Source organism: Desulfovibrio inopinatus DSM 10711 (assembly GCF_000429305.1).
GTDB lineage: Bacteria > Desulfobacterota > Desulfovibrionia > Desulfovibrionales > Desulfovibrionaceae > Alteridesulfovibrio > Alteridesulfovibrio inopinatus.
This window is the reverse complement of record NZ_AUBP01000001.1, coordinates 113,512-135,726: the sequence shown is the minus strand read 5'-3', so window position 1 is coordinate 135,726 and position 22,215 is coordinate 113,512. Positions and strand designations below refer to the sequence as shown.

Genomic DNA, 22,215 nt, shown 5'->3' with positions numbered 1-22,215 from the left:
AACGGACGATATCACATTTTATATCGTTGTTTTAGCAAGTACTTGCGCGGTTTTCTCTTCAAGTTCCTCTTTATCGATGGGCTTCACGCAATACTCGTCAGCACCGAGTCGGCTTGCATCCCGAGCTGTTTCAAGTGTGGGATATCCCGTCAACATGATCACTCGAGTCGTCGGTGAAATGCGCTTGATTTCGCCAAGTACGTCCACTCCACTCATTTTTTTGAGCTTGATATCGAGAATGGCCAAATCGACAGCGTTTTTCTTTGTGTAGGCGACTGCCTCCTCTTCTTCGGTAAACGCAACGACGTCGTGTCCTTTGCGCTCAAGGATACGCCTGATAAGAATGCCAGCATCCTCAACATCATCCAAAACCATGATTAACGCCATGGCAGTTTGCTCCCGTTCCAAGTTAATCCAAAAGATTGCTGCTCTATGGTAGATGAAGCAAACACTTGAGGCAACATGCGCCGTTGAGAATATATGCGTGATCGAAGAAAGAAAAAGTCAAGACAGAAATGCGACTGCATTTCATCGTAGAGCAGTCCAAAAAGACTCAGACGGTACAAATAAAAAGATCATGCAGCTCATCAAGATGTGCAAGCATATCTTCCATGGCAAATTGAACGTCATCGGATGTCAAATTCAAACGCTCGACAACGTCATCGCTCAGTTGGTATTGCATACCGTCAATTCCCATACCAATTCCTGTCATCAGTACAATGACACTCCCGGCATGGACGAGATCAAGACAGAGGTCATGATTCGGGAAGGCGCCAGGATCCACATGATAGCGGACAACCAGACAAATATCGTCCGGTATCTGCCAGTGCTCAAGCAAGAGTGCGCCGAGTTCGCAATGATCAATGCCAAGAATTTCGCGTTCGGCTTCCTCGAAACGCCACCCCTTTTCCATAGCCAGATCAATAATAGGGTCGGCATCTACTTCAAGATATGTCCCCAGAATGGTTTTCCCAATATTGATGAGCAAACCGGCAGTAAAAATATGAGGAGGAAGGGGAATGTTCTGCATCTCTCCAAGACACTCCGCCGTCAACGCCACGGCAATAGAATGCTTGAGAAGCTCCCCTGGAGAAAGGCCATATCCTTTCACTGCACTTTTAACATGTGGGACGACACCAGAAGCAATAACGAGTTGAAAAACCCGTTTCATTCCCAGGCGCACGACCGCATCTTTGACATTCGTGACAAGATGCCCTCGACAAAAATAGCTGGAATTTGCCAAACGTAGAACATTAACCGTCAAATTTGGATCGAATTCGATCAGTTTGGCCAACTCCGTCATGGAGGCACTCGGATCGTTCAAATAGGCCATGACCCGTTGTATGGGCATGGGCATATGGGGAACGGCTTTAGCTTTGGATATGATTTCGTCGCGACGACTCATAATTCCCACTCTTTTCCCCGAGAGCTGATAACAACTCGCCCAGTATCCATATGCAGATACATTGTACGAGGAATGGAACCTCCGATATCTTTGGAGGCCAGGCGAATGTTGTTCTTCTCAAAAAGCTTCGCCAAAATGGCAAAATTCTTTGCCCCAATGTCAAACTTGTTGTTTGCCAACCGCATCATACGGCCACACCCAGCAGCTTTGAGCACGAGGGACATCTTTGTTGCCCGTTTCGCCATAAGTTGCCGCATCATTTCAGGGATACCGGAACTCACAAACATAAAGGGATTGAGGTTCTCACGGTGTCTCCCATTTTGGGGCGTGGGCAAAAGACAATGTAAAATGGCTCCGACTTTGGCATTGGGATCGTAGGCAGCAAGGCCAAGACATGAGCCCAGAGAATGCGTAACAAGAACATCCTCATGACTTGACGAAATGCCCATTTGAGAAATACCGATCACAATTTTTGCCATGCAATATATCCTATCCAGAGACACAATGATCGTGAAAATTCTTTCAGATGTGAACGATTATACACAGTTACATTTTGTCAAAGCATCAACAAAATAAAATCAGTTTTTTTTGTTCAAAGCAAGTCAATTCAGAGCCTTCACGAAGTCTAGTCGCGAAGGTATACCGTTGGTTCAACTTGCCGCAAGGGCAAGGGCATTCCTGCCAGCGATTCAGAGTGACCAATAAAGAGATGTCCACCTTTGGAAAGGTAGCGGCAAAACTTATTAAAGAGCACTTCTTGAGTGGATCGATCAAAATAAATGATTACATTGCGGCAAAAAATAATATGAAAATCGTCCTTGAAGGTAAAATCATCCATAAAATTCAGCCGCATGAATTTAATCTGACGACGCAATTCGGGCACAACGCGAACGAGAGCTTTTTTGCGGTCCTTGCTGCGTAACAGATATTTCTTCTTCATGGCTGGAGGAACGGCAGAAACCCGATCCTCGCTGAATATGGCTTTGACCGCCTGTTCCAGGGCGCGGCTAGAAATATCGGTCGCCAACATATCCCAATGAAATCCAGGTGTTTGCGCTTCGAATTCAGACAGTACCATTGCCAATGTATACGGCTCCATACCTATGGAGCATCCTGCACTCCAAATGCGGAGTCGTTTCCGTGTCCCGTGCCGTTCTACCCATGCAGGAAGCACCTGTGTTCGCAAGATATCGAAATGCTTGGGTTCACGAAAAAAATCTGTTGTATTGGTTGTGACAGCATCAATTAAATGGACAAGCTCGCTCTCCATGCCTGTCTCGCTGAAAACAAAACTCGCATAGGCACCATAATCCGACATGTCGAGCACGCGGAGTCGTTTATGAAGTCGCGACTCAAGCATGATCTTTTTGGCCGGAGGCAATTTAATGCCAACATGCGAATGAATAAACTCGCTGAATCGTTTGAAGTCGCGTTGCGTCATGCCACGCTGCTGATCGGTGAAAGATCGCGTTTGGAGTGCGACTTTACCAAGCCCGATGTTGTCTTTGCTCACCCCTGCCTCCTTTCCTCGCTCCACGGCCGGACTTCGTTATTTCAGCCAGAGGAATTCATGACTCGTTATCTTTGGCTGCCGGTAACCGGACCGTGAACATGGCTCCGGGGCCTTGTTGCTTTTGGCCGGTTCCTCCGTTTCCGTCAAGACTTGCGACCGGTGCCGGGCTGACGGCGGCAATTGTGCCGCCATGTTCTCGAATAATCCCGAAACTCACTGCCAACCCAAGCCCCGTGCCCTGACCAGACGACTTTGTACTGAAAAATGGATCGAAAATTCGGGCCAGGTCTGCTTGACGGATGCCTTCTCCCGTATCGGACACCGTCACAATAACGGCGCTGCCATCCGTATCGGGACGAGACACAATGGTAATATCTCCATCCTGCCCAATGGCATCACGAGCATTATTGAGAAGATTGATCCAAACCTGCTTGAGCTTCTCCCGATCGGCATCCACCATCGGGGGATTATCAGCCAAATCAATATGCAGTCGAATGCGATCTTGACGGAAAATGTGATCAACCAATGACACGACATCGAAAATAGAATCATTAACGTTCATCATGCCTTTGTCACTGCCGGCATTGCGTGAAAATCCGAGCAGATCGGCAACGATCTTCCGACACACTTTCGCCTGCTTCTCAATAATTTTCAGATCGCGGGCGATATCTCCCTCAGCGGGTACATCTTCCTGAAGCAATTGAGCATATCCAAGAATGACACCCAATGGTGTATTGATTTCATGTGCCACCCCGCCGGCGAGCTTGCCTAAATCTTCCATTTTCTGTGATTGAATGAGTTGCTCTTCATATTGTTTGACGACCGAGACATCACGCGCTGTCAACAAAAGTCCCATAAGGCGTTCCCGATCATAAACCGGAACTTTGACAATATGAAACCAACGTTTGTTTCCATCACGCAATACGGTGATCTGTTTTGACAACATTCGACCAGTACGTAAGATCTCTTCATCTTCCTTCCGGTTGCGTGCAGCCATTGACGCGGAAAACAAATCTTCGTCACGCTTCCCCATAATAGCTTCCGGAGGTTTACCGACAAAGTCACAGAAGGCCCGGTTGACCGCACGATATTCCAAATGTTCGTTTTGCAGACTAACGAGATCGGGAGTGACATCAAGAATGGTTTTCAACAAACGGCTTTGCCCGGCCAAGTCGCGCTGTGTCTTTTCAAGTTCCCGTATGTGAGTACGAAGAGCCAGAGCCATGGCATCAAAGGCTTCAGCGAGACTTTGTATTTCATCGCTTGACCGATTCTTATAGACAACACACTCATGACATGACTTGCACCCATCGCCATGAGTGCCTTTGGAATCGGGGTAAAGCGCACCCGCAATATGCCAACATCGTCGTGCCGAATCGCCGTAGGCCGGACATCGTGTCAAATTACAATCCATAATTTCCCAACACGCTACGGCCTGGCTTAAGCCTGTTGTCTGGTCAAGGTCCCCCATGACGATACGTTCGGCTGCCTGCCGTAATACATTAATGCGCCGCGTCACTGAAGCCGAAAACACCGTTCCGATAATAATGGCTAAAGCCGCCAACGTCCCCGTAGCCGCCATGATGGCGGCAGCCATCCGATTGACCCCAGCCATGGCGGCCTCTTTGGACAATCCGATGCGAGCGATACCGATGGCAACCCCTGCGGCTTTTGATCGAGCGGCAAAATCATAGATGTCTCCCTCATTGGACTCCAGCAGGGCCAATGATTCTTCGTGAGTGGCCGGCAAACTGTTGGCCGTCAAAAGATCTACGGGAAAGCCACCAACAAATGTCGAAGACAACACGCCGCCGGATTCGTCAAGAACAAAGGCGTACACGACATCGTCGCCCGAATCGATGATGGCCTCCAGAGCGGCTTGCAACCGGAAATAATCGACGGCGAGAATCGGCTCGGCGGCTTCAGTTGCCAGATTTCTAGCCAAAGCCGCACCACGTTTTTTCACTTCATCCAGTATATACTGCTTGGCCATCGTGGAGGCGACAAGCGCCGTCACAATGCCGAGCATAAGCACAATTGCCGCGATACCGAGGTTAATCTTTGTCCGAAACGACAACGAAGAAACCAATCGTTGTATGGTCATGGCATGTTCAAAGGCCCGATTTCTTCAATCAGACGGCGAATGGGTTTATAATCGGCATCGGTCGCGACAATGACTCGCAAAAAACCGGCCATTTCCAATATTTTGCGATCGGCGGGATTGGTAGGCTCCAATGCGAGCAAAGCCTGCCGGACAGCATCGACAATGGACGGTTCCAGGCCGGTTCGGGCCGCGTAGACCCATCCCGGATACCATTTCGTATGGGCCAGAACACGAACAGCACCGTCTGCAATAATGCCTTTCATGACGTCCAACGTTCCTTCACGAATAGAGCCGAGATCGTACCGCCCGGCCAGCACGGCCATGACGACCTTTTCCTGCTTTCCTCCCGGTCCGGGAGAGAAGGCAATTTCGGCAAAATCAGCGGCGGTGATGCCATGTTCATAGAAGAGTCCAAGCGGATAAAGATAGCCCCCGGCAGAGGAATGGTCCACAGCAATCCAGCGTTTTCCTCGGCAATCTTCAAGGCGCGCAAATCGACTGTCATTGCCCCGAACAATAACCTGTCCCCTGAAATGGGCGCGCCCCGGTAACTGCCACCATGCAACACCGTCTTTTGTGGAACCAATAGTGATTTCCGGCTCCTCGATCCGGGCAAACGCCCGCGCATCCCCAGCATCGGCCATTTTGACATACACAAAGGGATTCACAAATGAGATATCAATGCGCCCTTTATGTACCATGGTCATGTGATCGTCGAAAGTATCCGGATATACCTGACGAACCCGCAATCCTGTTTGTTTTTGAAGATACACGACCAAATCATGATGCCGCTGAAACGAAACTTCGTGCGTGTACTGCGGTAAATAGGCATAGGTGAGATCAAAAGGGCGAACCGGGGCTTCAAGACGTTCACGCTTACTGAGATCAACGACAACAGTCGCCTCCTCTCGTTCGCAGGCTCCAAGAGCCAGCAGCAGGACAACGATCATTCCCCAAAGGATACCCCGCCGAAATCCTCCTTTCATTTCCGGCCTCCCTGCGGTTGCGAGTGCACGGCACAGTATACTCTTCTTTTTATCGTATCCGATTGCTGTCTCACTGTCTTGGTTGGAGAACAAATTCCACTATTTTTCTGTGTACTTTGAAAAGTTTTTTTTACATCACATCAATTTTTCGCGAAAATTTAAGAATTTTTTAAATTTTTTTCGATTTCTTAAGATTAAATGATTTTTTTAGAATTAACAGGAAAAAAAGACCAATTTCCTCTTCTCTTCATGAACATAAAATACTTGCATTTTGAAAAAAGCCGTTTATATATACTTCCGCCGTCGTTAGCACTCCCCGTCGGTGAGTGCTAGCAGGCCAAAAACGATAATAAACCAACATAATGATGGAGGTTACCTCATGAAGCTTAAACCTTTGCACGATCGCGTTTTGGTGAAACGACTCGAAGAAGAAGTCGTTACCGCCGGTGGCATCATCATCCCCGACACGGCCAAAGAAAAACCCATGAAAGGTGAAGTTGTGGCTGTTGGCCCCGGTAAAACCGGCGACGACGGCAAGAAAGCCAAAATGTCTGTTGAAAAGGGCGACATCGTACTCTTCAACAAGTACGCCGGCACCGAAGTGAAAGTCGAAGGCGTCGACCACCTCATGATGCGCGAAGATGACATCCTCGCCGTCATCGAAGAATAATTTTCAGCTTCATCGCTTTTTTGGGGTCTTCCTCGCGAAGAATTCATTCCGGTTTCCCCTTCGTGGGGCAACACGTTATTATTTTTAAGGAGAAACGCACATGGCTGCGAAAGAAATTCTGTTTGACGCTAAAGCTCGTGAAAAACTGAAACTCGGTGTTGACAAACTCGCTAACGCCGTCAAAGTCACCCTCGGCCCCAAAGGCCGCAATGTCGTGATCGAAAAATCCTTCGGTTCTCCGATCATCACCAAGGACGGTGTCACCGTTGCCAAGGAAGTCGAACTCGACGATAAGTTCGAAAACATGGGTGCCCAGATGGTTAAAGAAGTCGCCAGCAAGACCTCCGATGTCGCTGGTGACGGCACCACCACTGCCACCATCCTGGCTCAGGCCATTTTCACCGAAGGTGTCAAACTCGTTGCTGCCGGTCGTAACCCCATGGCCATCAAGCGCGGCATCGACAAGGCTGTTGAAGCCATCGTCGCTGAACTCGAAAGCCTGGCCAAACCCACCCGCGATCAGAAAGAAATCGCTCAGGTCGGTACCATTTCCGCCAACTCCGATGCCACCATCGGCAACATCATTGCCGAAGCCATGAACAAGGTCGGCAAAGAAGGCGTTATCACGGTTGAAGAAGCCAAAGGCCTCGAAACCACCCTGGACGTCGTCGAAGGCATGCAGTTCGACCGCGGCTACCTGTCCCCCTACTTCGTGACCGATCCCGAAAAGATGGTTTGCGAACTCGACGAGCCCCTGATCCTGATCAATGAAAAGAAGATCTCCAACATGAAAGATCTTCTGCCCGTCCTGGAACAGGTCGCCAAAATGAGCAAGCCCCTGCTCATCATTGCTGAAGACATCGAAGGCGAAGCTCTGGCTACCCTCGTTGTCAACAAACTGCGTGGCACCCTGCAAGTTTGTGCCGTCAAGGCCCCCGGCTTTGGCGAACGCCGCAAAGCAATGCTCCAGGATATCGCCGTGCTGACCGGTGGTCAGGCTGTTTCCGAAGACCTGGGTATCAAGCTGGAAAACACCACCCTGGCCGACCTTGGTAGCGCCAAACGCATCATCGTCGACAAGGAAAATTGCACCATCGTCGACGGCGCTGGCAAAAACGAAGACATCAAAGCTCGTGTCAACCAGATCCGTGCTCAGATCGACGACACCACTTCCAGCTACGACCGTGAAAAACTGCAGGAACGCTTGGCCAAGATCGTTGGCGGCGTTGCCGTCATCAATGTCGGCGCTGCAACTGAAACGGAAATGAAAGAAAAGAAAGCCCGCGTTGAAGACGCTCTGAACGCCACTCGCGCTGCCGTTGAAGAAGGCATCGTCCCCGGCGGCGGTGTTGCCCTCGTTCGCAGCATCAAGTCTCTCGACGCTGTGAAGCCTGCTGACGACGACGAAACCGCTGGTATCGAAATCGTTCGCCGCGCTATCGAAGAACCCCTGCGTCAGATTTCTGCTAACGCTGGCTTCGAAGGCTCCATCATCGTTTCCAAGGTCAAAGAAACTGCCGAAGGCATGGGCTTCAACGCCGCCAACGGTGAATTCGAAGACCTGATCAAGGCCGGTGTCATCGACCCCAAAAAGGTTACCCGCATCGCCATCCAGAACGCTTCCTCGGTTGCTTCCTTGCTGCTGACCACGGAATGCGCCATTGCTGAAAAGCCCGAACCCAAGAAAGACATGCCCCCGATGCCCGGCGGCATGGGTGGTATGGGCGGAATGGGCGGCATGTACTAAGCCGAGCCATTCGCACAGATTGCCAATTCAAGGCCGCGCCCGAAAGGGTGCGGCCTTTTTATTTCCTTTTCATCCGCTCCAACCTCTCTCTTCTTGTGGTCCCTCCCATACTCAAGGCCTACTTCCTCCCGATACAGCACAACAGCCAATGAACTTCATAATTTTCAACAAATCCATTTTTTTCGTTGACACGCGACATCACCCCACTTATATCTGACTTGTCATTTATTGATAACGATTATCAAAATCAACAAGGAGAATTCGTATGGGCGCCTGCGCAAAAAGTATGTTTGGAAAGCTCAATCGACTCGCCATGCAGGCGTTGAACAACGGCAAGCATGACGAAGCAATGAATTTCCTGGAATTGGCTCTGGATAAGGCTCAACAGGCGAATGCCGGAGTTTTCGAGATCAAACTCCGAAACAATCTCGGGTTGGCTCACACGTTAGCCGGAAATAAGGCCAAGGCTCGACGTGAGTTTGAAAAAGCCATGGAGTTACACAACAGACATCTCACAATGAAGACACCACTTATCGATTCTATCCAGGCCAATCTGGATCGGCTTGATGGTCGCTCCCCTCGTGTCTCACGTGAACGTCTCGCAACAAAGAAACCACGAACTGTCGTCAAAAAGAACCAGAGCGGCTGCACAACAAGCTGTTCATCGTGCAAAAGCCGTTGTCATGGGATTGGTGACAGGGTAGCGGCATGACCTGCCTGCCGACATCCTTTAATAAACTCGCTCTCGGCCGATGCGAACATGCTCCCCAAAAGCATGACGTATCGGCTTCGGTGAGTTTTCACCATTTAGCCGAAGCATTCGGTCACGCTGTTGACGCCAAAGATGGTCATACAGCGAATCATTCATATCATGTGGCCGAACTTGCCGACCTCGTTGCCGTGCGAATGGGGATATCTCCTCATAAACAGAAAGATCTCCATCTCGCAGCCCATTTGCACGACATCGGAAAAATAGGCATTCCTGATGCCATTTTGAAAAAACCTGCTCTGCTTACACCCACAGAATGGGAAATCGTCAAGCACCATCCCCGTATCGGAGTCGATATTCTCGCTCCGTGCCTGCGTGGATCGCATGACAGCATCCTTGATATGATTTTGTATCATCATGAACGCTTCAATGGTTCGGGCTACCCCGTTGGGCTTTGTGGTGAAGAGATTCCCCTGGGCGCCCGTATCATTGCCGTTGTCGATTCCTACTCGGCCATGGTGCAACATCGGCCATATCGTTCTGGCCTTTCACATCTTTCAGCCCTGGTCGAAATTCACGCCGGTCGAGGCAAATTGTATGACCCGCAGGTTGTAGACGCGTTTTTGGCCGTCCAGACAGATGTACGCCAACTCACGCACCTGGTTTGCCCTCGTTGTGATACCCCTCCAACCTCAAAAGGAGAATTCCCATGCGCACCCGTACAAGTATTGGTTCCAGCGTCAATGCCAAAGCCCGCTTACAGGAATTCGCCTCATCCTTCCTGAAAGCTTGCATCACCAAAGACCATGGCAAAGCAGCTCCTGGTTCCTTTCATGCCAGAACACCCATCCCTTCCCAGACACCAACGACTTACAGAAGCTAGGAAAGCGTCACAACCATCCTGGCAGAACCGGCCACGGCATTCACCACAAGACTTTTCGACGAATCGAGTTCTATCACCTTTCCAGGGGCGACTTCATAATCAAGGCAGTCGCCCCTCCGTGTCACCCAGGCTCGTCCGCATAATGAACGAATCTGCACTTTGTTGGCAGAGCGAATGACCAGAGGGGTTTCGGGCGAGACGTTCACAACAAACCGTCCCTTGGTGGAAAACCGCAGACCGGAACGCAGACGACCGATCAGTCCATCACCATCCTGCCATTTCTCGACCAATAAATCCCAAAATCCCACCTTGTTACCACGTTGCGCGCCATTAATGGCATTGTCCTGCGCAAACATATTCACCTCTCAATGTATGTTGTGATTTGCAATTTCTTCGTGAAGCTTTCTCCTTTGTTCCCTTCAATCAAAAAAACTGTTACCAGAACAGTTACAGATAGTAACAAATTAAAGCATAACAGTTTGGAGCAGATATGGCAGGGCACAACGAACCATTTCGATATATGGCCGTTCAACAAAAAGTTCTGGATATGATCGAAGCGGGAACGCTCAGCCCAGGGGACAAAATTCCGTCGTTGCGACGTATGAGCGCGGCTATGCGGGTGAGTTTGTCGACAGTCAACCAAGCCTATGTACTGCTTGAAGAGCAGGGCATTATTCAGGCCAAGCCGAAATCAGGATATTTTGTTTCGCCAGAACGCCCCAGCTTGGCCCCGTGCATAAAACAGCACGCTCCCCCAACCCCGCCCACCCCAGTGACGCGAGGGGAAATGATCCGCATGGTTCTGCGCGAAGTTGGCCGAACAGACAATCTGCCTCTGGGCGTGGCCAACGCCAACGACGAACTTCTGCCCATCCACCAGATGACACGCATTATGGGGAAAATCCTGCGAGAAAACCCTATCCAAGCGACATCCTATGCACCAATTCAAGGCTGGCCCGAACTGCGTTCTGCCGTAGCCCGTCATATCATGGATTCAGGAACAGCGTGTACCCCCGATGACATCATTATTACATCCGGCGCACTGGAAGCGCTCAATATCGGATTACGCGCTGTAACCAGACCCGGCGACAATGTCCTGATTCAATCCCCAACCTATTATTGCTTTCTTCAACTCCTGGAGCATCTTGGTTTACGGGCCATTGAAATACCGTCCTGTCCAACATGCGGTGTCTGTCCTTCGGATGTAGAAAAAGCACTCACCAAATTCGACATAACAGCTGCCATTTTCACACCAAATTACAACAACCCCGATGGCGGTCTCACCCCGGATGACGCCAAAAGCGCCGTTGTTCGCATCATGGCTGAACGCGGTGTCCCGTTGCTTGAAGACGAAATCTATGGAGATCTCCATTTCACCGACGACCGGCCACGCTCTTTCAAAAGTTTTGATGAAACCGGCAACGTCCTGTCTTGCTCATCGTTCTCCAAAAGTATCTGCCCCGGTTACCGTATTGGCTGGATCATTCCAGGAAAACGGTATTCCAAATGTCTCGAACTCAAGGCAACCATCAATGTCTCTTCGGCCAGCCCATCACAACTCGCTGTCGCTGGATATCTCCATTCCGGACAACATGTGCGCCATTTACGCCGACTCCGTGCGGCTCTCTCCAAACAAATGACCACGATGTCGGAGCACATCTATCGCTATTTCCCTAAAAACACGAAACTCACGCGTCCGCAGGGTGGCGTTGTCCTCTGGGTAGAGCTTGATCAATCCATTGATTCCATTGAATTCTTTCGCAAGGCAGCCGAATATAATATCGGCGTGGCTCCAGGGGTGGTGTTTTCGACACATGATCAATATAATAACTTCATTCGGCTGAGTTTCGGCTACCCGTGGTCCGATGCCATGGCTGACGGCATTGCAACATTAGGAAAACTAGCAACGGAGATGCAATCAGCATAAACGCGTTTCTGTATTGCCAGGCGCATCGTTGAGGAATGGAGTGGCATCAAAAGACGTTTTCTAGACACTTCGCGAGATGTATGACTTCGCGCAAACACAGGAAGCCTATGATCTTCAAATACACTATTTTCTATGTTGATGATGTCGCGGCAACACTTGAATTTTACACCAATGCTTTTGGCCTGGAAAAAAGCTTTCTCCATGAAAGCGGCCAATATGGGGAGCTTGAAACTGGAACAACGCGCCTTGCCTTTTCATCGACCAGCTTGATGCAGCAACTTGGTAAAAATCCAAAGGCACCGACTCCCAATGCACCGACGTTTGAAATCGCATTTGAGACTGACGATGTCGCCGGAGCCCTTGCTCAGGCCTTGAAGGCCGGAGCAACGCTTGTTCAAGACGTTCGCCACGAACCATGGGGCCAAACAACGGCATACATCCATGATCTGAATGGTTATTTGGTTGAACTGTGCTCGCCGGTGGGATAACCGCTTCTCAACAATTCATAGACTTTCCGTTGTTTTCCACAGTATGTCACTGCCCACATGGCCGCCATGGCTCGTTAAGCCTCCGATCATAGGCAGAGAAGTCAATAACTCCAGGCAATGCATCCCCAACAATCGGCGTGATTGGGGTATAGGAGACGTTGACGCGAACCTCAACGGCATCACAGGGATTCCCAGGATTCCCGTCAATCGCTTGCGAAGTGAGATCGCCCCCAGTGTAACTTTTCACGAGAACTTCAGTTTGTGCATTGGTAGGTAACGTACGTAATGCGGCCTCGGTCTCGTTTTTGATCAATGTCAATCGTACTCCGTCTGCTTCTCCTGCTCCGGTGACAGCAAGCCGAGCACCGTTCTGTGCGGCTTTTTGGACGACCATCCAGGTGTGAAACACATTGGTCATCTCCAATGCGCCCATGACACCGACCAACATAAGCGGCAAAAGTAACGCCATTTCCACAACGCCAGCGCCGCGCTGATGTGCTGTGTTTGTGGTCGTACGCATCATGTTCCCCTCGTGTTATTGTTCGTATTTTACCAAAAGCGTTTGGGTGTTTTGCTACTTCTCATCCATGCAGGGCTAGCCTGTATACCCCGCTTCCGCTGCTGGCAAAATGCGCAATCCGAGCTGTTGTCCAATGTGTTTGAAGACATCATCAATATCCGATGTACTCGGGGCATTAAAATAATGATCATCGGTATCGGGCTTGGATGAGGCAATGGACTTCATGAGGTCGATATCTACGGAATCGGAAGTTCCATATCTGATGGAAAATATTTCGATTTCTTCATTTTTTGCCAACGACGCTTCATCCAACAGTGCCTGATTGAGCACCCCGCCATTGTCACAATGGGATTCCGTTTCGCCTGCACCGTAATAGGCATTGGTCCAGTAGTTACTCGGTGTATACCCCACGGCAAACCGTCCCCCACATTCGCCGTCCTCCGTGTCTCCATCCGTCAGGATAATCATGATCTTTCGGTACTTGTCGTCTTCCGACCCTTCAGTAAAAGGAGCTTCCGGAGTCAACACATGCCGTCCCCATTTCACCCCTTCGGAGATGACGGTTCCCGACGCAACGCCATAGGCGCTCAACGCGGAAATAGCCTGAGTGATCTGTGACTTTTCCGTGGTCAGAGCATGCGTTAAAGAAATTCCCGAGCACGTGTCGTCATCGACGCGTAACCATGAATTCTTGGGATACCGATATTTTTTATCCTTATATTCATCGAGAAATCCTTCATCGAGACTGCCGTCTACATTACGACAACCTTCCGGCAGCCCATCATAGCCACCAGGCAAATGAACTTTTCCCCGAAATGGAACAAGACCAACCTTTGCAGCCGCCGATCCGCCTGTTGGCAGAACCAAATCCGTCAAATCCAAGGCGGCTTGTTTGGTTTTGTCCATGGGCGTCCCCTTCATGGACCCTGTAGAATCAATGACAAAGGCGATTTCAAGATTATTGAATCCCGCACAAGCACTGGCCGTTACGATTTTCTGGTCAACACCGAGCACCGGCATCAGGTCAAGGTCAACTGCAACCTCTGCTTTCACGCATACGCTACGGACATTGCCACCAGGCACAATTTCAACAATCGTCGCACTTGGATAATTCTCGGTCATCAGGTTGGTCGCGGCTTGCTCGACTTTTCCCACCTCCATATCCGGATCATATGGGAGCTGCATGCTGCCAGCCAGGGCCGCTGCGTCCACGGCTCCTTGAAGCCGATTTTGCGCTATGTAGACCTGCCCAACATCAACAACCATCCCCGCACCACCGATAAGCGCCGGGACAAACAACACCATAGGGATCATCACTGATCCAACTTGACGGCCCCACCTACTGCATGGGCATTGTTGTTTTTGGCGTAAGCCGAATAGGGTCAGACAACCCGCCAAAAAGCTCCTTTTGAAGCGAGGCGGCGTCCATGTCAGCAGGTTCAATAAAAAACGGGTAATAGTCATACTCCACCTGCACTGTCACTGTTTTCGTATCCGGGCCTAATGATTTGACTTTCACATTGACCGATGGCGTTGTGCCATCCATATCCGCAGTCAACTGACTGACAAATTCATCGATCCCAGCCGTATCCCCTTGGCGCAGTGCCATTCGCGCTCCTTCTCGAGTGGCCTCAAGCAACTGAGAATACGTATTGAGCACCCTGCCACCTTCCACCAGTCCAATGGACAACATGGAGATAAACAGCGTGAACAAAGTCAGCTCAATAGCGACCCCTCCACGCATACGATGACGTATCGTCGTGTGTTTTTTCATGTCCGCAACTCCTGCAAAGGCGGTACGCGTTTGAGAAATAAACGCTTGGCGAGATATCCGTTCTTCTCAAAATACATGCCGAAAAAAGCATAAACGCGACCAACTTCATCAAAATGTTACAACTCATTAAATTCATTTATTTTATTCGCGAATCCTCAACAAAAACACCATGGTTTTCATGAACGCAAGGGAAAATGACTCTATAATCTTTGTACTGAATCCCAATTCCATCCGTTTTCCTCCCCGGAGAAACCGGGAAAAACTCCCGGTCAAGAAGGGAAAAATCCTTTTGTTATTGGATTATCTTCCTTTTCAACGCAAGACGGCTATCCACAATTTGTGGATAGCCGTCTTGATTACTCCTGCGGACACCCGTTCGTACGAGCAATATAGCTCTATTATTCCAAAATATTTAACAGGATACGTGCTCCACTCGCAAGGAGTTGCTCTACACGACCACGTTGGCGAATAGCCGCTGCCCCCTCAGGAGAACGAAGATCAACCTCCAAATGACAGAGGTCCCTGCATACCAAAGATCCGTTTTCTTCCTCAAAGCGGTCAACAAATTCCATAGAGTGCATCATGACCATACGACGATTCTCATGCGCTGTGCTTGTTTCTGAACTATAGTGAAAACCAACCACGAGAAGCGCTGTGCTGACAATCCCACATGTTTCGCCTGACAATCCCATGCCACCCGCAAAGCCACAAACCATTCGCATCGCCATATCCTTGTCCAATCCGATAAGAGGAGCAAACGCGAATGCCAACGCTTCCGAACATGACAAACCACTCTGCCCCATTGCAATGACTTGCTTTTCAATATCTTTGAGGTTTGCACGATTCAACAGTCGCAATGATTCTCCACTGATCTCTTGCGGTGCGTTCATTTCTCTTCCCCCAATTATTTACTCAAGCAATATTTGCTTAAGCAAATATTAAGCAGAAAAAAAAACTTCTGTCACTCCATATTTTTTTGAACAATCCGCAGCATACGGAAGAGTTCGCTTTTCTCTTCTTCTGACAAGCCAACAAAGGCCTTAGCTTTTTCCTGCAGTAAATCCGGAAGTACCTGGTCAATAAATTCATGACCTTGTGGTGTTGTTTCGATAAGTTGGCTTCTTCGGTCTGCAGGATTGGGGAGGCGCCTGACCAACCCAATACGTTCAAGGCCGTCAGCCAGTCTGGTGATATTAGCATGGTCATTAAGTACGCCATCAACCAATTCCCTTAATGCAGGTTGACCTTTTTCTGTGATGGAAAGTAATAGTCCCCACTGTTCAGGACTTATCGAAAGTCCTCGATCTTTAAAGAATCGCGCTGCGCGATACCGCAAGAGTCGACCTGCTCGGTACAAGACATGCCCTGTCGAATTCTCCAAACGATACTCCATACGAAACCACAAAATAATTATGGAGTGATGACCACGCCACGAGTCAGAAAAGAGATGCCCTGATTACTACTTGTTCCAATCATAACGGCTTCGGCAAGCGGCGCATTCACCGGAGAATCCGCTTTCCATTTCACAATAAAATTCGCGCCTGATCCGCCTTCAGTATCCTGTTGATCGACAATGAACTCTTGTGTTCCAAGTGGTCCAACCTCAATTGGGCTTTCAATATACGACCGCACCTTCTTACCTTCGGTATTATAATATTCCACTGCGTCAATACGAATGGATTTGCTCGGGTCGACATTGTGAAGGCTCAATGTCACGGTCAACTCAAGGGTGCGTGTTTTAATACCGTGATGAACTGACGAGTAACACGGCACATACAGCGTTTGCCCTGTACTTTTTCCATTCGCTATCGCGGTGCCGGTAAAGCCGAGCAATACAACGCAGAAGAGTAAAGCAATGAGCTTGCGGGAAGGATGCATGATTCCTCCTAGCCAACGGCAGACGACCGGCCTGCTGTGGTATAAGCTTGGGCGTCGATTCCGTGTTTTTGAATTTTATTCCACAAATTTTTTGAACTCACCCCAAGCAACCCTGCCGCATCCTTTTGCACCCCCCCGGCACGCTTCAGGGCGCTAATGATTAAATTCCGTTCTACTTGCTCCAATGTTTCACGCAAAGAGACGGTCTGGCCGGTATCGGCAGGCAGGGCTGGATCGGGAACTCCAAGGGCATGAGCCTCAGGCATCACCGCAGGGGGTGTTGTCGCCGGGACAGTACTCGGCCGCACCGGGCCATCGAACGCCTCGTTGACGTCCTGAAGGCTCAAAATTTCTCCGCTGCTTAAAATCGCAGCTCGCTCAAGGAGATTCGCTAACTGCCGTACATTTCCCGGCCAATCATATTCAAACAATTTCCCCATGCCATCTTTGGAAACGCCGCGAAAATTTGTCCCAATTTTGGCATTGATCCGTTCAAGAAAATGGGAAACAAGCAGTGGCAAGTCTTCTTTGCGTTCACGCAGAGGAGGAATTTTAAGAGTTGCAACACTGAGGCGATAATACAAATCGTCACGAAATTTTTTTTCTTCAATAAGTTGGGGCAAATTCTGGTTGGTGGCGGCAATAATACGGGCATCGAAATCGACGGGCCGGATACCCCCGAGTTTTTCAATCTGCTTTTGTTCCACCGCCCGCAATAGTTTGGGTTGAAGAAACAATGGCATGTCGCCGATTTCATCAAGAAGTATCGTCCCCTTGTCAGCGAGCTCGAACTTTCCTTTCTTGCGTTGATGCGCGCCGGTGAAGGCGCCTTTCTCATGCCCGAAGAGTTCGCTTTCGAGCAAATTTTCCGGAATAGCCGCGCAGTTCACTTTAATAAATGGTTCTGCCGAACGTGGACTCAACGAGTGGATCGCATCGGAAATCAGCTCCTTGCCCGTACCGGATTCCCCGGTGACAAGGACTGTTGTGTCAAGTACAGCGACGCGGTGAATCATTTCCTTGAGCCGACGCATAGGCTCACTCTGTCCAATAATTGCCGGGATGCGTCCGCCTCCGGCCAGTGTATTTTTTAATGCAGCAAGCTCATTGCGGAGACGACGCCGTTCAAGAGCGCGGCGGATGACAATTTCCAACTCAACGAGATTGAACGGTTTCGTAAAATAATCGTATGCGCCCCGACCAATTGCCTCCAAGGCCGATTCTTTCGTGGCATACCCTGTCATAACGATGATATCGGCGGAGGGATCAGCTTCTTTGATTTGAGAAATACCTTCCATCCCCGACATGCCAGGCAACATGACATCGGTCAGAATAAGATCAAATAATTCCTGTTTGACGCGTTCAACGCCTTCTTCGGCAGAACCGACACCGACCGGAGCATAGCCCTTGTCAGTGAGAGCCTCACACAACATAGCTCGAAAAGCCGGCTCATCCTCAATAACAAGAATTTTTTCTGACATGACAGTATGTTTCCCTCTATTCGACCGGTCTTGTTGAGAACACAGGCTTGCCCCAAATATCAGTCATCGATTTCCCCCGGAAAAAACATCTCGAAAATCTCATCAACCCCGGTATCGGCCGCTTTGGTTATTGCAGTCAAATCACCAACCGTCATAGCAAGGCGCTCCCAGGCTTTGGGATCAAGCGGCGGAGTAAACCGTTCTCCACTCGTGCCCATTTCAAGTGCATTGGTCAAGAAATCTGCCACATGAATGATTGAGGCCTCCAAAAAATACTCTTCCGTATCCAAGTCATGATGATGACCGGCCATGGCCGACAGAGAAGCCGGATATTGCCATTTGGTCAACAACATTCCCCCCAGAACAGCATGATCCCAGCCGAAGCGCTCCCGTTCGGCAATAACAAGGGGGGTTTTAGTGGATAATGCACTGTGCAGAGTCTTGCCTGTTGGGCCAGGTAAATTTTTATACATAACCAGCCGACCAATATCGTGGAGCAACCCTGCAACAAAGTAGCTTTCCACATTGGCCAATTTCAATTGTTCCGCAATGAGTTTTGAAATGACTCCACAGGCCGTACTATGTTTCCAAAAGGACTTCATATCCACCAGACCTGGTGGAATATCCTGAAACAAGGGGAGGACAGAAATACCAAGCGCCAAAGTACTGAGCTGATTGTATCCAATCATAGCGACAGCTCGAGTAAGCGTATCAACTTTGGATGGGAATCGTTGGCGTACAGCTCGCATAGCTCGACTATAAAACGGGGAGTTCGCCAATCGCAACAGCGTTGCCGACAAACTTGGATCTGTTCCAATGACCGCAGCAACGTCGGCCGGATTGGATTTTTCGTCATTGATGACGGCATTGATGCGCATATAGACTTCCGGCAAGGAAGCCAATCGAATGTCGTTCTTGAGGATTTGGGCCGGATCAATCTCACGTCCATCGTCATCACAGGGCAATTCATGCAGATTTGCGTCAGCTGGTCCGCCAAGCTCGGTTGTTCCTAACCGGGTCATTCTGCGGGCGACGCGGGTTGCACTTTGTCGAAAGGCCTCGATCACCGCATCATGTCGTACATCGACAAAAATAAACCGACGCAGGGTGTATTTTTTCGCTGCCTCCACCACACCGGGATCAATGGGACAATTCGACGATTCATCTCCGGGTGGACATGGGTTTCCAAGCTTATCGCTTTTCTCCATGAATTCCTTCCTGTGTTGGCAACGATCGTGGCGTCGTAGATTGTTCTTGCACTCAAAAAAAACGATTGACGCAGTTCTTTTCCGCATGGGAACACGCTGTATGCCCTCTTCCAACGAGGACATCGCTCGAAATGTGAAACAGTTACGACAATATCACAGAGCATTTGTGCCAAATTCTCAGCAATCCTGCAATCTCAAGGCAATACATCCCATCAAGAAAAATGCGCCTTGACTTTCCTCTTGGTAATACATTCATGTACCGTCAGACATCCGAGGACTCTCGTATTCATCAGACTCGACACGGTTTCGACCATTATTTTTTGCCTTATACAATGCACGATCAGATCGACTATACAACGCTTCAAAATTCTCATCAGCATCATCCAGCTCGGCCACACCAATACTGATCGTAACGGAAAGAGAACCTTTCACCGTCAACAACGGGAGATCCACAATGGATGCGCGCAAACGCTCTGCAACACAAATCGCGCCATTTAAATTTGTTTCAGGCAAGGCACAGGCAAATTCTTCTCCACCAATGCGGCCAATCACGTCAACCTGACGAAAAGTCTCTTGAAAGACACGGGCCAACCCCGACAAGGCATCATCACCAGTCTGATGACCATACGTGTCATTGATCTCTTTGAAATGGTCCACGTCAATAATCATCAGCGACAACGCATGCCCATACCGCCTTGATTGTTTCAAGGCACGCGCCGCCAATTCGATGAATTGGCGGCGGTTCAACAGCCCGGTCAAGTCGTCGATCGTTGCTAAAATACGCAGCTTTTCCTCACTTTCACGCAACGCTTGCTCCGCCCGGCGACGCTCACCCAATTCACGTACTGCTCGATCACGCATTTCCGAATACGCTTTGAGTCGGCGATACACTTCTGTGACATCTTCCACACAAATCATGGCAAGATAGTCATCATCGCGGCGTAGCCCACTCACCGTCACATGCTGTAAGCGATCTCGGGGTTGCTTCTCTCGAGAAGGAAAAAGACTTCCATGAATCTGCGCCGAAAAAATAGCGGGGGGACCGCCTTGAAATACGGTTTCAAAACGAGCAGCAAGATACCCGTCATGCAGGTGAGGAAAAAGGTCGCGAATATTTTTACCGACGACCTCACCGTATGCATACCCCGTCCAGGAGGAGAGGCACTTATTAAAAAAAAGCACCGTATACTCGCTATCAATAACAGCAACGCCCACCGGTAATTGATTCAAGACGGGCGCCTGATAAAATGGCGGGAAAGGACACTGAACATCCATGATATTCTTCACCTGTCATGCGTCTTTGTCGAAGGACCGGCAACGATCTCAGCAATGCGGGCAATGTCGAGGATAAGAGCAATGTTTCCATCTCCGGTAAGCGACATCCCCGACACTCCATCCACTCGACCAAGGGCAGGAGATAACTTTTGAAACACTGCTTTTTTTTGCCCGATAATGCTATCAACCACGACGGCGTAGCGTGAGTCTGCCGCTTCGACAATAACAACCTGGTTTGGTTGGAGCGCCTCTCCATCAAGTTGAAAAAAACGCCGCAACGAGACAAGAGGAAGCGCCGTCCCTCGATAATTAAAGATGCTTCCCCTATTTTCATCAAAGTCCTTCCCGAAAATTTCCCAGCATTCAATAATACTTTCCATGTGCAACAGAAATCTGGAATCAGCACATTGCACTTCAAGCCCGAGAAACAAGGTCATGGACAACGGTATGCGCAAGGTGAACACAACCCCTTTCCCAGGGGTGGTGTTGACAGTGATGCTTCCACGCAAATTGTGCACGGTTTGCATAACAGCGCTCATTCCCATACCACGGCCCGAAACATCGTTCGCGACCACGCTTTGCGTGACACCGGGTAAAAACATAAGGTTGACCAAATCCATTCCGTCGGAATCCTGTTGCGCGGGCAAACTATGGCCAAGCATAATAGCTTTTTGGGCCAACGCCTCCATATCGACCCCTGCGCCATCATCGGACACAGTAAGAACGACATCGCCACCTTCTTGGGCCGTTTGTAAGTGTATCGTACCAACTTCGGATTTACCGGCCGCCAAGCGTTTATTAGGCTCTTCAATGCCGTGGTCGACGGCATTGCGAAGGAGATGAGCAAGAAGAGGACACACTTGCTCAATGACAGTCTTATCAAGCTCGGTGTCTTCTCCAACCATCTCAAGTTGAACACGTTTTCCTAAACGGGAGGCAAGATCTCTCACCATTCGTCGAAAACGCGAGAACACCGTCCCTACCGGCATAAGGCGTATGTCCATGACCTGATCACGAATCACACCACCAAGAGATTCAATTTGCTCCGCAACGATGGAAAGGTCAGCAAGACCGGCTTGATTCGCCAAGCCACCCAGGCGTGAATTTAAAACAAGCATTTCACCGACATAATCGACCAGAATATCCATTTTCTCAGCCGGTACATGCATCCAGTCGATACGCTGATTGCCTTGGTCAACAATTGGCTCTTCCGCTTGCTTCGTCAACTCCTCATCACGGAAGTCATCGAACACCCCTATTTTGTTGAGGCAAAGGACATCGTCCGAAACGTCGGCATTTGGGTCGTCTTTGCCAGTACGAATCAAATGACGAAGTCGATCGAAATGAGAGAGTAGAATATCGGCTGTTTGCCGTGAAAGCGGTTCATGATTATCGCGACAACGAATAATCGCTGATTCCATGGCATGGGCGAGGTCAACGAGAGCATTCAGCCCAATGGATGCGGCATCGGCCTTGATGGAATGCGCCGGCCGAATAATAGCATCCCATAACGAAGCGGCTCCAGCGGTATCATCCGTATTCTGTTCAAGATCGAGAATACGTGTTTCGATATCGGCAAGCTGTTCAAAACAGCTCCTGATGAAAACGTCATAGACGTCGCTGGGGATGTCCATGATACGACTATAT

General features: G+C 49.6%; 23 protein-coding genes. 6 read left to right on the top strand and 17 right to left on the bottom strand.

Annotation, left to right across the window (positions count from 1 at the left end; all coding sequences use genetic code 11):
• Positions 1 to 18: 18 nt before the first annotated feature.
• The 6 genes from G451_RS0100605 to G451_RS0100580 form a co-directional block, all read right to left on the bottom strand.
• Positions 19 to 387 (bottom strand): response regulator, encoded by a 369-nt coding sequence (locus G451_RS0100605; protein ID WP_027182743.1) that lies wholly within the window; start codon positions 385 to 387, stop codon positions 19 to 21.
• Positions 388 to 553: 166 nt separating this feature from the next.
• Entirely contained in the window at positions 554 to 1,405 is an 852-nt protein-coding gene (locus tag G451_RS0100600) for an HDOD domain-containing protein (protein WP_027182742.1), read from the bottom strand.
• Positions 1,402 to 1,884, bottom strand: coding sequence for a chemotaxis protein CheD (locus G451_RS0100595; RefSeq protein ID WP_027182741.1), 483 nt, complete (start codon positions 1,882 to 1,884; stop codon positions 1,402 to 1,404). The genes G451_RS0100600 and G451_RS0100595 overlap by 4 nt, the downstream gene beginning before the upstream one ends.
• Before the next feature lie 146 nt (positions 1,885 to 2,030).
• Positions 2,031 to 2,846, bottom strand: a complete 816-nt coding sequence (locus G451_RS0100590; protein ID WP_051261048.1) for a CheR family methyltransferase — start codon at positions 2,844 to 2,846, stop codon at positions 2,031 to 2,033.
• 127 nt (positions 2,847 to 2,973) lie between these two features.
• Positions 2,974 to 5,022 carry an ATP-binding protein gene (locus G451_RS0100585; RefSeq protein WP_027182739.1) on the bottom strand — a complete coding sequence of 683 codons (2,049 nt, stop codon included), beginning with the start codon at positions 5,020 to 5,022 and terminating at the stop codon, positions 2,974 to 2,976.
• Positions 5,019 to 6,008, bottom strand: coding sequence for a phosphate/phosphite/phosphonate ABC transporter substrate-binding protein (locus G451_RS0100580; RefSeq protein WP_027182738.1), 990 nt, complete (start codon positions 6,006 to 6,008; stop codon positions 5,019 to 5,021). The genes G451_RS0100585 and G451_RS0100580 overlap by 4 nt, the downstream gene beginning before the upstream one ends.
• Before the next feature lie 379 nt (positions 6,009 to 6,387).
• Here G451_RS0100580 and groES point away from each other — a divergent pair, with 379 nt between their 5' ends.
• From groES to G451_RS26700, 4 genes are all read left to right on the top strand, one after another.
• Entirely contained in the window at positions 6,388 to 6,678 is a 291-nt protein-coding gene (gene groES, locus G451_RS0100575; protein ID WP_027182737.1) for a co-chaperone GroES, read from the top strand.
• A 100-nt stretch (positions 6,679 to 6,778) separates the two neighbouring features.
• Positions 6,779 to 8,425 (top strand): chaperonin GroEL, encoded by a 1,647-nt coding sequence (gene groL, locus G451_RS0100570; protein ID WP_027182736.1) that lies wholly within the window; start codon positions 6,779 to 6,781, stop codon positions 8,423 to 8,425.
• A 265-nt stretch (positions 8,426 to 8,690) separates the two neighbouring features.
• The gene (locus tag G451_RS26705) at positions 8,691 to 9,137 is read left to right on the top strand and encodes a tetratricopeptide repeat protein (protein ID WP_034640113.1); all 447 of its coding nucleotides are present in this window, start codon (positions 8,691 to 8,693) and stop codon (positions 9,135 to 9,137) included.
• On the top strand, positions 9,134 to 9,919 hold the full coding sequence (locus tag G451_RS26700; RefSeq protein WP_084448279.1) for an HD-GYP domain-containing protein: 786 nt from the start codon (positions 9,134 to 9,136) through the stop codon (positions 9,917 to 9,919). The genes G451_RS26705 and G451_RS26700 overlap by 4 nt, the downstream gene beginning before the upstream one ends.
• Positions 9,920 to 10,013: 94 nt before the next feature.
• Here the strand turns inward: G451_RS26700 and G451_RS0100550 are convergent, their stop codons facing one another.
• The gene (locus G451_RS0100550) at positions 10,014 to 10,373 is read right to left on the bottom strand and encodes a DUF2917 domain-containing protein (protein ID WP_027182735.1); all 360 of its coding nucleotides are present in this window, start codon (positions 10,371 to 10,373) and stop codon (positions 10,014 to 10,016) included.
• A gap of 134 nt (positions 10,374 to 10,507) precedes the next feature.
• On the opposite strand from G451_RS0100550, the gene G451_RS0100545 reads away from it, so the two are divergent.
• Entirely contained in the window at positions 10,508 to 11,944 is a 1,437-nt protein-coding gene (locus G451_RS0100545) for an aminotransferase-like domain-containing protein (protein ID WP_027182734.1), read from the top strand.
• Positions 11,945 to 12,051: 107 nt separating this feature from the next.
• Complete coding sequence (locus tag G451_RS0100540) at positions 12,052 to 12,432, top strand: VOC family protein (protein WP_027182733.1); 381 nt, start codon at positions 12,052 to 12,054, stop codon at positions 12,430 to 12,432.
• A 46-nt stretch (positions 12,433 to 12,478) separates the two neighbouring features.
• Here the strand turns inward: G451_RS0100540 and G451_RS0100535 are convergent, their stop codons facing one another.
• The 10 genes from G451_RS0100535 to G451_RS26670 all read right to left on the bottom strand — a co-directional run bounded on the left by G451_RS0100535 (position 12,479) and on the right by G451_RS26670 (position 22,202).
• Positions 12,479 to 12,955, bottom strand: coding sequence for a TadE/TadG family type IV pilus assembly protein (locus tag G451_RS0100535; protein ID WP_034640111.1), 477 nt, complete (start codon positions 12,953 to 12,955; stop codon positions 12,479 to 12,481).
• A 72-nt stretch (positions 12,956 to 13,027) separates the two neighbouring features.
• Positions 13,028 to 14,266, bottom strand: coding sequence for a vWA domain-containing protein (locus tag G451_RS0100530; RefSeq protein ID WP_156921457.1), 1,239 nt, complete (start codon positions 14,264 to 14,266; stop codon positions 13,028 to 13,030).
• A gap of 25 nt (positions 14,267 to 14,291) precedes the next feature.
• Positions 14,292 to 14,726, bottom strand: a complete 435-nt coding sequence (locus tag G451_RS32040) for a TadE/TadG family type IV pilus assembly protein (RefSeq protein ID WP_051260974.1) — start codon at positions 14,724 to 14,726, stop codon at positions 14,292 to 14,294.
• Positions 14,727 to 15,124: 398 nt separating this feature from the next.
• Complete coding sequence (locus tag G451_RS0100515; RefSeq protein ID WP_027182730.1) at positions 15,125 to 15,616, bottom strand: C-GCAxxG-C-C family protein; 492 nt, start codon at positions 15,614 to 15,616, stop codon at positions 15,125 to 15,127.
• A gap of 71 nt (positions 15,617 to 15,687) precedes the next feature.
• Positions 15,688 to 16,107: a MarR family winged helix-turn-helix transcriptional regulator gene (locus G451_RS32035; RefSeq protein ID WP_051260973.1), complete on the bottom strand. Its 420-nt coding sequence runs from the start codon at positions 16,105 to 16,107 to the stop codon at positions 15,688 to 15,690.
• Positions 16,108 to 16,136: 29 nt separating this feature from the next.
• Positions 16,137 to 16,604 carry a DUF3124 domain-containing protein gene (locus G451_RS0100500; protein WP_027182729.1) on the bottom strand — a complete coding sequence of 156 codons (468 nt, stop codon included), beginning with the start codon at positions 16,602 to 16,604 and terminating at the stop codon, positions 16,137 to 16,139.
• Positions 16,605 to 16,612: 8 nt separating this feature from the next.
• The gene (locus G451_RS0100495; RefSeq protein ID WP_027182728.1) at positions 16,613 to 18,085 is read right to left on the bottom strand and encodes a sigma-54-dependent transcriptional regulator; all 1,473 of its coding nucleotides are present in this window, start codon (positions 18,083 to 18,085) and stop codon (positions 16,613 to 16,615) included.
• 59 nt (positions 18,086 to 18,144) lie between these two features.
• Entirely contained in the window at positions 18,145 to 19,293 is a 1,149-nt protein-coding gene (locus tag G451_RS26680) for an HDOD domain-containing protein (protein WP_051260972.1), read from the bottom strand.
• 252 nt (positions 19,294 to 19,545) lie between these two features.
• Positions 19,546 to 20,568, bottom strand: coding sequence for a sensor domain-containing diguanylate cyclase (locus G451_RS32030; protein WP_156921456.1), 1,023 nt, complete (start codon positions 20,566 to 20,568; stop codon positions 19,546 to 19,548).
• An 8-nt stretch (positions 20,569 to 20,576) separates the two neighbouring features.
• Positions 20,577 to 22,202: a chemotaxis protein CheA gene (locus G451_RS26670; protein ID WP_051260970.1), complete on the bottom strand. Its 1,626-nt coding sequence runs from the start codon at positions 22,200 to 22,202 to the stop codon at positions 20,577 to 20,579.
• Positions 22,203 to 22,215: the final 13 nt, after the last annotated feature.

Coding starts and splice junctions, on each gene's coding strand:
- G451_RS0100605 (WP_027182743.1), bottom strand. CDS start 387: ATGGCGTTAATCATGGTTTTGGATGATGTTGAGGATGCTGGCATTCTT.
- G451_RS0100600 (WP_027182742.1), bottom strand. CDS start 1,405: ATGAGTCGTCGCGACGAAATCATATCCAAAGCTAAAGCCGTTCCCCAT.
- G451_RS0100595 (WP_027182741.1), bottom strand. CDS start 1,884: ATGGCAAAAATTGTGATCGGTATTTCTCAAATGGGCATTTCGTCAAGT.
- G451_RS0100590 (WP_051261048.1), bottom strand. CDS start 2,846: ATGACGCAACGCGACTTCAAACGATTCAGCGAGTTTATTCATTCGCAT.
- G451_RS0100585 (WP_027182739.1), bottom strand. CDS start 5,022: ATGACCATACAACGATTGGTTTCTTCGTTGTCGTTTCGGACAAAGATT.
- G451_RS0100580 (WP_027182738.1), bottom strand. CDS start 6,008: ATGAAAGGAGGATTTCGGCGGGGTATCCTTTGGGGAATGATCGTTGTC.
- groES (WP_027182737.1), top strand. CDS start 6,388: ATGAAGCTTAAACCTTTGCACGATCGCGTTTTGGTGAAACGACTCGAA.
- groL (WP_027182736.1), top strand. CDS start 6,779: ATGGCTGCGAAAGAAATTCTGTTTGACGCTAAAGCTCGTGAAAAACTG.
- G451_RS26705 (WP_034640113.1), top strand. CDS start 8,691: ATGGGCGCCTGCGCAAAAAGTATGTTTGGAAAGCTCAATCGACTCGCC.
- G451_RS26700 (WP_084448279.1), top strand. CDS start 9,134: ATGACCTGCCTGCCGACATCCTTTAATAAACTCGCTCTCGGCCGATGC.
- G451_RS0100550 (WP_027182735.1), bottom strand. CDS start 10,373: ATGTTTGCGCAGGACAATGCCATTAATGGCGCGCAACGTGGTAACAAG.
- G451_RS0100545 (WP_027182734.1), top strand. CDS start 10,508: ATGGCAGGGCACAACGAACCATTTCGATATATGGCCGTTCAACAAAAA.
- G451_RS0100540 (WP_027182733.1), top strand. CDS start 12,052: ATGATCTTCAAATACACTATTTTCTATGTTGATGATGTCGCGGCAACA.
- G451_RS0100535 (WP_034640111.1), bottom strand. CDS start 12,955: ATGATGCGTACGACCACAAACACAGCACATCAGCGCGGCGCTGGCGTT.
- G451_RS0100530 (WP_156921457.1), bottom strand. CDS start 14,266: ATGATCCCTATGGTGTTGTTTGTCCCGGCGCTTATCGGTGGTGCGGGG.
- G451_RS32040 (WP_051260974.1), bottom strand. CDS start 14,726: ATGAAAAAACACACGACGATACGTCATCGTATGCGTGGAGGGGTCGCT.
- G451_RS0100515 (WP_027182730.1), bottom strand. CDS start 15,616: ATGAACGCACCGCAAGAGATCAGTGGAGAATCATTGCGACTGTTGAAT.
- G451_RS0100500 (WP_027182729.1), bottom strand. CDS start 16,604: ATGCATCCTTCCCGCAAGCTCATTGCTTTACTCTTCTGCGTTGTATTG.
- G451_RS0100495 (WP_027182728.1), bottom strand. CDS start 18,085: ATGTCAGAAAAAATTCTTGTTATTGAGGATGAGCCGGCTTTTCGAGCT.
- G451_RS26680 (WP_051260972.1), bottom strand. CDS start 19,293: ATGGAGAAAAGCGATAAGCTTGGAAACCCATGTCCACCCGGAGATGAA.
- G451_RS32030 (WP_156921456.1), bottom strand. CDS start 20,568: ATGGATGTTCAGTGTCCTTTCCCGCCATTTTATCAGGCGCCCGTCTTG.
- G451_RS26670 (WP_051260970.1), bottom strand. CDS start 22,202: ATGGACATCCCCAGCGACGTCTATGACGTTTTCATCAGGAGCTGTTTT.